Raw genomic sequence first — 10,258 nt, forward strand, 5'->3', positions numbered from 1 at the left:
GAGCGGGCTTGCTCGCGAATGCGGCAGCCCAGACGCCACCTACTCAGAGCCCGGCAGCGGCCAGATTCGGCGCCACCCAATCACTCACCTGGAACGACTTGCGAATCAACTTCTCCTTCGACGCCAAGTCCACCGCATCCTGCAATTTGCCAAGGAAGACCGGGTCCAGGGTCGAGGGGAAAATCTCGCTGAGTTTCTGATCCTTCAGATCGTTGGTGAGAATCACCGAGGGGTAACTGGCACGTCCCGACACCAGCTCGATGTAGGCCTGCTTGTGGTTGTCATCGGTCAACCATTGCACGGCCTGTTGCTGAGCCTTGAGCAGCTTCGCCACGATCTGCGGGTGTTCGTCGACAAATTTGCCGCTGCCCACCAACACCGCCTGGATGCTACCCGCGCCGCCCAGGTCCTTGGTGGTCAACGGAATCTCGGCCAGCCCCTTGGCTTGCAACGCGCTCAGGCCCGAACTGCCCCAAGTGGCATCGATCTGCTTGGCTGCCAGCGCAGCCACGGCGGCGTTGAAATCCAGGTTGATGACCTTCAGGTCTTTCTCACTCAAGCCCTGGCTGGCCAATGCGCTGTCGAACGACAGCTGGCTGGCCGTGCCACGGAATACCGCAACGCGCTTGCCCTTGAGGTCTTGCAGGGTCTTGATACCCGAACCCGGCACCACGCCAAGGTAATGCTTCACACCGCGTGCCGAGGCGCTGAGCAGGCGGGTATCCAAGCCATTGGAACGGCCGATGATCGCGGCCAGATCGCCCAGATAAGCCAGGTCGACCTGACCGTTGGCGAACGCTTCATTGATCACCGGCCCGGCGCCCTTGAAGTAATTCCACTGGATGGTGATGCCTTGGTCGGCAAAGGCCTTTTCGAAAATTTGCTGGCTGTGCAGCACATCGGTGATGCCACCGCCGCTGTGTTGGCTGCCGGCACTCAGGTCGGGCACGGCGATGCGGATCTCCTTGAGGTCGGCGGCATGCACCAGGCCGGCCAGCGCGGTGCCCGCGAACAGTGTGATCAGTCGTTTGAACGGCAGTTTCATAAGCGCAGCTCCTGGTGGGCGACGGTCGCCTGGGGAGCAGAAAGTAGGCACAAGCCGATAAAAACTTTAAATACTATAAATTCACAATTTAATAACCTTTTGAACTATGCGCGCTAAAACGCCGGCTCCAGAGGGTTATGCATCAACAGCATCGAAAATATTCTTCGAATGCATTGGATGCGTATCGGAGGGCGGCTTTAAATGACTTTTCTTATCCCTCAATCATCTTGATTGCATTCTTATAAGATCAAAATCACATAACGCCCTCGGCGACAACGGAGGTCCTCCATGGCCCGAATTTCACTGTTGAGCCTACCTCTGGCAGCCCCCGCCCAAGGCACCACACCGCGTTGGCCCAACCTGGGCGAGCGCCTGTTGCCGTGGCTGCTGCCGCTGGTGCTGTTCACATTGTGGTGGTGGGCCAGCCGCAATCACTGGATGAGCGAGCAGATTCTGCCGCCGCCTTCACTGGTGTGGAGCAGCGCAGTGGAACTGGCCGGTGGCGAGTTGTGGAGCCACCTGGCGATCAGTTTGCAGCGCTTGTTCTGGGGGTTGCTGGCGGGTATCGGCGCCGGGGCTTTACTGGGTGCCCTACTGGGCTTCAGTGCCCGGGCCGAGCGCTTGGTGTTCCCCACCTTCAGCGCGCTGTCGCAAGTACCGACCCTGGCCTGGATTCCCTTGTTCATGGTGTTTTTCGGTATCGGCGAAACCCTGAAACTGGTGGTGTTGGTGAAGGCCATCGTGGTGCCCGTCACCCTGCACACCCTGGTTGGCGTGCGCGACGCCCAGCCCACGCTGCGCGAAGCCGCACGTGTGCTGCGCCTGCCCACTCACGTGTTGATCCGCCGCTTGATCCTGCCCGCCGCGCTGCCGGCCTTCATGGCCGGCGTGCGCCTGGCGCTGGCCGCCGGCTGGACATCGTTGTTGGCGGTGGAACTGCTGGCCTCCAGCGAAGGTATCGGCTACCTGATGGTGTGGGCACGCCAGTTGTTCATGCTCGATATTGTCTTCGTGTGCATCGTGGTCATCGGCGTGCTGGGAGTGACGATGGACCGTGGCGTCGGCTGGCTGGACCGCCAGTGGGTGCACTGGCCCCATCCGGCCACGGCCCAGATCCGGCGCGGGCCACGCTATGAAGGATGGCAACGCCTGCAACCGTGGCTGTTGCCACTGCTGCTGTTGGCGTTGTGGCAAGTGGCAACGCAACACGCATGGGTGGACCCGAACATTCTGGTCAGCCCGGGGGCCGTGCTGCGCACCGCCATCGCGGGCGTGCTGGACGGCAGCTTGAGTGGCGCGCTGGGCAAAAGCCTTGGGCGCACCTTGAGCGGCCTGCTGCTGGGCGGTGGACTGGGCTTTGCCATGGGCCTGTGGCTGGGCTTGTCGCGGCGCAGTGAACGGGTACTCGGCCCGACCTTGGCCGCGTTGCGCCAGATCGCGATTTTCGCCTGGGTGCCCCTGCTCACCGCCTGGTTCGGCCTGGGTGAACTGGCCAAGTCGGTGTTCATCGCCCTGGCGGCGTTTTTCCCGCTGTTTATCGCCACCCAACGCAGCGTCTTGAACCTGTCACCGCAACTGCGCGAAGCGGCGCAGGTGTTGCGCCTGAACTTGTTCCAACGCCTGCGCCGCCTGGTGTTGCCCGGTGCGGCGGCAGGGATCTTCGCCGGCCTGCGCCTGAGCCTGATCTACGCCTGGCTGGGCACCATCGGCGCGGAATACTTCATGCCCTCCAACGGCGGCATCGGCAGCCTGATGATCGGCGCCCAACAACTGCTGCGCATGGATCTGATCATGAGCGGCATGCTCTTGGTCGGCCTCACCGGCGCCACCCTCAACCTGATCGGCCAACGCATCGAAACCCGCGCAACCCGCTGGAGACACGTATGAACGCACCTATCGTCAGCTTCAACCATGTGGGCAAGAGCTTTGACGTCGACGGCTTCGAACTGGAAGCCATTCGCGAATTCAACCTGGATATCGCCGAAGGCGAGTTCGTGGCGATCGTAGGTTCCAGCGGGTGCGGCAAGTCCACCCTGCTGCGCCTGCTGGTGGGGCTCGACACGCAGTTTCGCGGAGAGATCCAAGTCGACGGCAAGGCCGTGAGCGGCATCGGCGGCGAACGCGGCATCGTGTTCCAGGAACACCGCCTGTTCCCGTGGCTGACGGTGGCGCAAAACATCGGCCTGGGCCTGGTCAACGAAGCGCTAAGCGACGCCGAGCGCAACCGGCGCATCAACGACTTTATCGCGCTGGTCGGCCTGACAGACTTCACTCGCGCCTACCCCCACCAGCTGTCCGGTGGCATGGCGCAACGGGTCGCCATCGCCCGCGGCCTGGTGGCCAGCCCGCGCATCCTGTTATTGGACGAACCCTTCGGTGCCCTCGATGCGTTGACCCGCCAGCAGATGCAGGACGAGTTATTGGCGATCCGTGCGCGGGCCAAAATCACCACGGTGCTGGTGACCCACGATGTGGAAGAAGCGATTTTCCTCGCTGACCGCGTGGTGGTGATGGAGCCCCGGCCGGGGCGGATCAAGCAGGTGGTGGACATCGCCCTGCCCCACCCCCGCCAGCGCAGCAGCTTCGAATTCCACCAGCTGCGCGAAGAGCTGTTGCACGAGCTGATCAGCGATGGCCATTACCAGCCGCCCGTGCGCGAACAGATCCGCGACCTGCCACTGACCTTCATTGCTTGCTGAAAGACAGCCGGGCGTCCGGTTGCTCCAGGCGTTCAAAGCGATTGGCCCGGGCGAAGGTGCCGAAATCATTGAAGCGCACGCCCATTTCAGCCATGACTTTGTGCGCCACCTTGGCCGTCATCTGGCGGATATAAAACGGCTCCTTCACCACAAAATGGTGGATGCCATGGGTACTGCCGAAGTTAAAGCAGAACGCCTGCAACGGCCACAGCCACCATGGGTTCAACACTTGGGTCTGTTGGATCACATTGCCCAGTTCCACATCGCCGTAGTAGTGCATGTTGGAGCTGACGAAGTGCAGGCAGAAGGTGCGCAGCACGTTGGGGCCGATGATCACCACAACAGCGATATCGATCACTTGCATCATCTGCAAAGTCCCGCCGGACCAATCAATCGGTGTGCCCATCAGGCCGGCAATGCCGTTGGCGGCATGAAACCCCAGGAACACATACCACGCGCCCCAATGCAGCAGCGCCAGCGGTGCGTACACCAGCAGCGAACGCTTGAGGATGCTGAATTTGTGCTGCCAGGTCTTGGCGCGCAGCATGCGGATGAAAGCCGACATCAGGTTATCGCCGACCATCAGCAACCGCGCCAGGCCCCACGGCTCGCCGTTGGTGATGGCGCGCTCCTCCATATCGGTCTCGGTGCCGGAAACCTTGTGGTGATTGAGGTGCAGATGCCGGCGTATCCATGGGTTGATCGTGCTGGGCCGTGCCAGCCACACCAGGCCCATCATCAGGTTGTGGGGCAGGCGCTGCTTGCGAAAGTACATGCTGTGGATCAGGTCGTGTTCCAACTCATGGGTCAGTGAGGCGAGGAAGGCATTGAGCAGCAGGCACACCCACCAAGCCATGTACCCGGCGATATAGAGCGTCGCCGAGCCGAGCATACCGAGCAACGCAAACGCCAGGATGCCCGCGCCCAGCGCATCCTGATGCAGCAGCCAGGGGTGCCGCTGGCGCAGTCGCACACCTTCGGCCAGCACCACGTCACGGATATGCGCCGAACGTTGTTGTGCATTCATCTGTTGGGGACTTGCAGAAGTACCGTCCATGCTCCCATCCTCTTGTTTATGGATGCGTCTATCCTGCCCCAAGCGATCACGCAGGACGCTAGCCCCAGACGCCAACCTATTGACCGCAAGCGCCAATCGCCATGACCGAACCCACCTCACTCGCCAGCTGGACCCGCGCCCTGCGCAAGCAGCTCGACGCCCTGGGCCTCGACAGTGCCGCGCTGTGCGCGGAGGCCGGGCTGGACCCACAACAGATGGACGACCCCAACGCACGCTACCCGCTGTCGGCCACCACACGTTTGTGGACGCTGGCGGTACAGGCCAGCGGCGACCCGGCGATTGGCTTGCGCGTGTCGCGGTTTGTCAGCCCCACCACGTTTCATGCCCTGGGTTATGCCTTGGTGGCCAGCGGCAGCTTGCGCGAAGTGTTCGAGCGCATCGTGCGTTACCACCAAGTGGTCAGCGATGCCTTGAGCCTGGAACTGAGCGGCGATGGCGAGCGCTATCGCTTCCGCCTGTTGCAACCGGCGGGCAGCCCGGCGCCGGCGCTCGAAGCCATTGATGCATTTGCGGCGATCTATGTGCGCACCTGCCGCAATCGCCTGGGTCGTGATTATGCCCCGCTGGCGGTGTACCTGAGACGGCCCGAACCGGTCGACCCCAAGCCGTGGCACACGGTGTTTCGTGCACCGGTGTTTTTCGGCGCCGAAGAAGACCGCCTGGAATTCGCCGCCCAGGATTTCGACAGCCACCTGGACGATGCCAACCCTGAGTTGGCCGAACACAACGAAACCGTGCTCAAACGCACCCTCGCCCAACTGCAACCGTTGACCTGGGAGCGCAAGGTGCGTGCATCCATCGAGGCGCAACTGCCCGACGGTGAACCGAGCGCCGAACGTATCGCCCAGGCACTGCACCTGAGCCTGCGCAGTTTGCAGCGCCACCTGGCGGATGAAGGCTGTCGGTTCGACACCTTGCTCAATGAATGCCGCGAGAACTTGGCGTTGTTGCACCTGCGTGACCCGCAATGCTCATTGGCCGAGATCAGCCACTTGCTGGGGTTTGCCGATACCAGCAGTTTCAATCGGGCGTTCAAGCGCTGGACGGGGATGACGCCGGGGCAGTTTCGCGATGGATTGCGCTAGGCACACCTGTACCGGGCTTTAGGGTCTCTTCGGGGGCAAGCCCCCTCCCACATTTGACTGTGTTCACCCATCAAAATGTGGGAACGGGCTTGCCCGCGAAAGTGGCGATTGATCAAGTGTGTGCGGCCTCCCGCAAACGCTGGGCGTCGAGGATTTCGATCTCACCATAGCCCAGGCGCACGATGCCTTGGGCTTGCAGGTCCTTGAGCAAGGCGTTGGTGGTCTGGCGCGACAGGCTCAGCATCGCCGCCAGGTCTTCCTGGGGCAGTTGCAACACACGGCGTGAGTGCTCGATGTCGCCATACCCTTCGACGATCATCAATAAGCGATGGGCCAAGCGAACCGGGGCCGGCATCAGGCTGAGTTGTTCAAGGCCGATAAAACTCAGGCGCAATTTCTGACTCATCAGCAAGGCCAGGTCGCGCCAGTACCGGGGGTGTTCATCCAGGATGCCCAACAGCGCCTGCTGCGGCACCTGCAGCAGCGTGCACGGCCCGACGGCGCAGGCGTCGTGGGTGCGCGGCAAGCCGTCGAACAAGCAGATTTCGCCGAACCAATAGGGCGACTCCACCAGGCTCAGGATGGCCTCCTTGCCCTGCGCGTTCACCGCGCTGACGCGCAGGCTGCCGTTGAGCACCGCGTACAGGCCACAAGGTGGGTCGCCGCGCTTGAACAGGTATTGCCCGGCCTCCAACTGCCGCTGCCGGGCGTGGGCCAGCAGGCTATGCTGAAAAGGCGCAGGCAGGTGGCTGAACCAATGCCCGGTGGCCAGCCGTAGGCGCCATTGCTCTGTGTCCATGAGAACTCCGAAGATTGTCGGCCAACTGACAGTCAGTCACTGGCTGACAGGGCATGATCAAACATCCTACAGGAGGAACAACAATGAAAAGCCTCGTCGACCACCTCAGTCAATATGCCGCCTACCATCGCGACCCGCGCAATATTGCCAGCCACTTTATCGGCATCCCATTGATTGTGGTGGCGGTTGCCGTGCTGCTCTCACGCCCCGAGTGGACAGTCGCCGGGCTGTGGCTATCACCCGCCGTGTTGCTGGCATTGTTTTCGGCGTGCTTTTACCTGCGCCTGGAACGGGGGCTGGGCGTGTTGATGACGGTGCTGCTGGGCTTGTCGGTATGGGCCGGGCATGTGCTGGCGGCGCAGAGTACGCTGGTGTGGCTGGGCAGCGGCATCGGCATGTTTGTGGTGGGTTGGGTGATTCAGTTTGTCGGCCACTACTACGAGGGCAGAAAGCCGGCGTTTGTGGATGACGTGTCAGGGCTGATCGTCGGGCCGCTGTTTGTGGTAGCGGAATTGGCCTTTTTGCTGGGGTTGCGGCATGACCTGAAGCAGCAGATTGAAGAGCGGTCGGGGCCAGTGGCAGTGCGCGCGAAAAGCGCCACGGTCTAACAGGCACTGGAGGTCAAATGTGGGAGCCGGGCTTGCCCGCGATGCAGACACCTCAGTGTGTCAGTCACACCATGGTGATGCTATCGCAGGCAAGCCAGCTCCCACACAAGTCTGGCTCCCACAAGGGGGTGTTTGTAGGTTCAGGCCTTTTGCCAAACCTTGGGTTTGAAGAACAGGGTTTCGCCACGGGCCAAGCCGATCAGGCTGTCATGGTCCTTCACCACTTCGGCTTCGATCAGCTCGCTCTGGCCTTCCACTTTCAGCGTGACCCGCGTCGTTGCGCCGAGCGGGCGGATATCCCGCACTTCAGCCGCGTGATGATCTTCCAGCTCATGCCGCGACAGCGACACTTCATGGGGACGGAACAGCACATGCTTGTCCTCTCCCAAGTGCAAGCGGTTCGAGTCGCCCAGGAAGTGGTAAACAAAGTCGCTGGCCGGGTTTTCGTAGACATCACCCGGTGAGCCGATCTGCTCGATCACCCCCTTGTTCATCACCACGATACGGTCAGCGACTTCCATGGCCTCTTCCTGGTCGTGGGTCACGAACACCGAGGTCAGGTTGATGTCTTCGTGCAGACGCGCCAGCCAGCGGCGCAGTTCTTTACGCACCTTGGCGTCCAGGGCACCGAAGGGTTCGTCCAGCAGCAACACCTTGGGCTCCACCGCCAGGGCACGGGCCAGGGCGATCCGCTGGCGCTGGCCACCGGACAGTTGTTCCGGGTAGCGATCAGACAGCCAATCCAACTGCACCATGTTCAGCAGTTCGTGCACTTTACTGGCGATCTGGCTTTCGCTCGGGCGCTGGTTTTTCGGTTTCATGCGCAGGCCGAAGGCGACGTTGTCGAACACGGTCATGTGGCGGAACAGCGCGTAGTGCTGGAACACGAAGCCGACGTTGCGATCGCGCACGTCGTGGCCGGACACGTCTTCACCATGGAACACGATATTGCCGGCGTCTGGAGTTTCCAGGCCGGCGATGATGCGCAACAAGGTCGTCTTGCCACAGCCGGACGGCCCCAGCAACGCCACCAGCTCGCCACTCTGGATGTCCAGATTGATGCTGTTCAGGGCCTTGAAGGCGTTGAAGTTCTTGCTGACATTACGGACTTCGATCGACATGACTTATTCCTCACCGGCGCTTTTGCGCAGGCGGTTGATACGGTTCTCGCTCCACTGCTTGAGCAGCAGGATGAAGAGCGCCAGGATCAGCAACAGGCTGGCCACCGCAAACGCGGCAACATGGTTGTATTCGTTGTAGAGAATCTCGACATGCAGCGGCAAGGTGTTGGTCACGCCACGAATGTGGCCGGACACCACCGACACCGCGCCGAATTCACCCATGGCCCGTGCGGTACACAGCACCACGCCGTAGATCAGGCCCCATTTGATGTTCGGCACGGTGACATGCCAGAACATCTGCCAGCCATTGGCGCCGAGCAGGCGCGCGGCCTCTTCTTCCTGGGTGCCCTGCTCCTGCATCAGCGGGATCAGTTCACGTGCGACGAAAGGCACGGTGACGAAAATGGTGGCGAGCACAATGCCCGGCAACGCGAACACGATCTGGATGTCATGGTCCTGCAACCACGGGCCAAAGAAACCCTGGGCGCCGAACATCAGCACATAGACCAGACCGGCGATCACCGGCGACACCGAGAACGGCAGGTCAATCAGCGTCACCAGGATGCTTTTGCCACGGAACGAGTACTTGCTCACGCACCACGCCGCACTGACACCGAACACCAGGTTGAGCGGCACCGAGATCACCACCGCGATCACCGTGAGCTTCAGCGCAGACAGCGCGTCGGGCTCAAGAATCGCGGTGAAAAACGAACCCAGGCCGTTCTTCAGGCCCTGGGTCACCACGATCAACAGCGGCAACAGCAAAAACAGCACAAACACCAACCAGCCAAGGCCGATCAGGATACGTCGCGACACCGCACTGCCACGCCGGGCAGCGTTGGCCGAGGACGCGGCGGAAATAGACGATTGGGACATGTTCCGCGCCTCCTTATGGACGTTCGATGCGCCGCTGCAACAGGTTGATCAGCAGCAGCAGGACAAAGGAAACCACCAACATCAACACGCCGATGGACGTGGCGCCGCGATAGTCGTATTGGTCGAGCTTGACCATGATCAGCAGCGGCAGGATTTCGGTTTTCATCGGCATGTTGCCGGCGATGAAGATCACCGAACCGTACTCACCGACGCCACGGGCAAACGCCAGCGCGAAACCGGTCAACCAGGCAGGCAGCAGAGCCGGCACCAAGATGTGACGGAACACTTGCAACGGCTTGGCACCCAGGCAGGCGGCGGCTTCTTCGACTTCCCGGGGGATGTCGGCCAACACCGGCTGAACCGTACGCACCACGAACGGCAGGGTGACGAAGGTCAGCGCCAGGGTGATGCCCAACGGGGTGTAGGCGATCTTGAAGCCCAGGTCCGCTGCGAACTGGCCAACCAGGCCGTTAGGCGTGTACAGCGCGGTCAATGCGATACCGGCTACGGCGGTGGGCAGGGCGAACGGCAGGTCGATCATCGCGTCGATGATCTTGCGGCCAGGGAAGGTGTAGCGCACCAACACCCAGGCCAGCAACGTACCAATCACACCGTTGATCAGGGCGGCATACAGCGCGGTACTGAAGCTGAGTTTCAATGCCGCCAGCACCCGCGGTGCCGAAATGATGTTCCAGAACTGATCCCAGGTGAGTTGAGCGGCATGTACAAACATCGCCGCGAGGGGGATGAGTACGATCAGGCTGAGGTACACCACGGTGTAGCCCAGCGTCAGCCCGAAGCCGGGTATGACGGGGGAGATACGACGCGACATAAGAGTCCTTGGTTAAAGGTAGAAACCACTGTAGGAGCGCGTTCCTCTGTGGGAGCTGGCTTGCCTGCGATGCGGGCACTGCGGTGTCTCAGTGACACCGCGGTGAGGCTATCGC

Annotated in this window: 10 protein-coding genes; 4 read left to right on the plus strand and 6 right to left on the minus strand. The window is 61.6% G+C overall.

The features are described from left to right. Positions 1–43: 43 nt before the first annotated feature. Positions 44–1,045: an ABC transporter substrate-binding protein gene (locus ACRESD_RS03470; RefSeq protein ID WP_431749645.1), complete on the minus strand. Its 1,002-nt coding sequence runs from the start codon at positions 1,043–1,045 to the stop codon at positions 44–46. Between the two features lie 288 nt (positions 1,046–1,333). Between ACRESD_RS03470 and ACRESD_RS03475 the strand changes: the two genes are divergently transcribed. Continuing rightward, on the plus strand, positions 1,334–2,932 hold the full coding sequence (locus ACRESD_RS03475) for an ABC transporter permease (protein ID WP_431749646.1): 1,599 nt from the start codon (positions 1,334–1,336) through the stop codon (positions 2,930–2,932). Then, positions 2,929–3,744: an ABC transporter ATP-binding protein gene (locus ACRESD_RS03480; RefSeq protein WP_431749647.1), complete on the plus strand. Its 816-nt coding sequence runs from the start codon at positions 2,929–2,931 to the stop codon at positions 3,742–3,744. Before ACRESD_RS03475 ends, ACRESD_RS03480 begins: the two co-directional genes overlap by 4 nt. Here the strand turns inward: ACRESD_RS03480 and ACRESD_RS03485 are convergent. Next, a complete protein-coding gene (locus ACRESD_RS03485) occupies positions 3,731–4,801 on the minus strand; it encodes a fatty acid desaturase (RefSeq protein WP_431749648.1) in 1,071 nt (356 codons plus the stop codon). The genes ACRESD_RS03480 and ACRESD_RS03485 overlap by 14 nt on opposite strands. Before the next feature lie 101 nt (positions 4,802–4,902). On the opposite strand from ACRESD_RS03485, the gene ACRESD_RS03490 reads away from it, so the two are divergent. Further along, a complete protein-coding gene (locus ACRESD_RS03490; protein ID WP_431749649.1) occupies positions 4,903–5,907 on the plus strand; it encodes an AraC family transcriptional regulator in 1,005 nt (334 codons plus the stop codon). Between the two features lie 112 nt (positions 5,908–6,019). On the opposite strand, the gene ACRESD_RS03495 is transcribed toward ACRESD_RS03490, so the two are convergent. After that, positions 6,020–6,706, minus strand: coding sequence for a Crp/Fnr family transcriptional regulator (locus ACRESD_RS03495; RefSeq protein WP_431749650.1), 687 nt, complete (start codon positions 6,704–6,706; stop codon positions 6,020–6,022). Between the two features lie 83 nt (positions 6,707–6,789). Here ACRESD_RS03495 and ACRESD_RS03500 point away from each other — a divergent pair, with 83 nt between their 5' ends. After that, entirely contained in the window at positions 6,790–7,314 is a 525-nt protein-coding gene (locus tag ACRESD_RS03500; RefSeq protein ID WP_431749651.1) for a DUF962 domain-containing protein, read from the plus strand. 140 nt (positions 7,315–7,454) lie between these two features. Here the strand turns inward: ACRESD_RS03500 and ACRESD_RS03505 are convergent, their stop codons facing one another. The 3 genes from ACRESD_RS03505 to cysT are packed head-to-tail and all read right to left on the minus strand — an operon-like array spanning position 7,455 to position 10,143. After that, positions 7,455–8,435 carry a sulfate/molybdate ABC transporter ATP-binding protein gene (locus tag ACRESD_RS03505; RefSeq protein WP_431749652.1) on the minus strand — a complete coding sequence of 327 codons (981 nt, stop codon included), beginning with the start codon at positions 8,433–8,435 and terminating at the stop codon, positions 7,455–7,457. A 3-nt stretch (positions 8,436–8,438) separates the two neighbouring features. Then, positions 8,439–9,311: a sulfate ABC transporter permease subunit CysW gene (cysW, locus tag ACRESD_RS03510; protein ID WP_431749653.1), complete on the minus strand. Its 873-nt coding sequence runs from the start codon at positions 9,309–9,311 to the stop codon at positions 8,439–8,441. 13 nt (positions 9,312–9,324) lie between these two features. Further along, positions 9,325–10,143, minus strand: a complete 819-nt coding sequence (gene cysT, locus ACRESD_RS03515) for a sulfate ABC transporter permease subunit CysT (RefSeq protein WP_431749654.1) — start codon at positions 10,141–10,143, stop codon at positions 9,325–9,327. Positions 10,144–10,258 lie beyond the last annotated feature (115 nt).

Origin of the sequence: Pseudomonas sp. (assembly GCF_050739995.1) — a bacterium.
In the GTDB taxonomy this organism is placed as follows: domain Bacteria; phylum Pseudomonadota; class Gammaproteobacteria; order Pseudomonadales; family Pseudomonadaceae; genus Aquipseudomonas.

Coding starts and splice junctions, on each gene's coding strand:
- ACRESD_RS03475 (WP_431749646.1), top strand. CDS start 1,334: ATGGCCCGAATTTCACTGTTGAGCCTACCTCTGGCAGCCCCCGCCCAA.
- ACRESD_RS03470 (WP_431749645.1), bottom strand. CDS start 1,045: ATGAAACTGCCGTTCAAACGACTGATCACACTGTTCGCGGGCACCGCG.
- cysT (WP_431749654.1), bottom strand. CDS start 10,143: ATGTCGCGTCGTATCTCCCCCGTCATACCCGGCTTCGGGCTGACGCTG.
- cysW (WP_431749653.1), bottom strand. CDS start 9,311: ATGTCCCAATCGTCTATTTCCGCCGCGTCCTCGGCCAACGCTGCCCGG.
- ACRESD_RS03490 (WP_431749649.1), top strand. CDS start 4,903: ATGACCGAACCCACCTCACTCGCCAGCTGGACCCGCGCCCTGCGCAAG.
- ACRESD_RS03485 (WP_431749648.1), bottom strand. CDS start 4,801: ATGGACGGTACTTCTGCAAGTCCCCAACAGATGAATGCACAACAACGT.
- ACRESD_RS03505 (WP_431749652.1), bottom strand. CDS start 8,435: ATGTCGATCGAAGTCCGTAATGTCAGCAAGAACTTCAACGCCTTCAAG.
- ACRESD_RS03500 (WP_431749651.1), top strand. CDS start 6,790: ATGAAAAGCCTCGTCGACCACCTCAGTCAATATGCCGCCTACCATCGC.
- ACRESD_RS03480 (WP_431749647.1), top strand. CDS start 2,929: ATGAACGCACCTATCGTCAGCTTCAACCATGTGGGCAAGAGCTTTGAC.
- ACRESD_RS03495 (WP_431749650.1), bottom strand. CDS start 6,706: ATGGACACAGAGCAATGGCGCCTACGGCTGGCCACCGGGCATTGGTTC.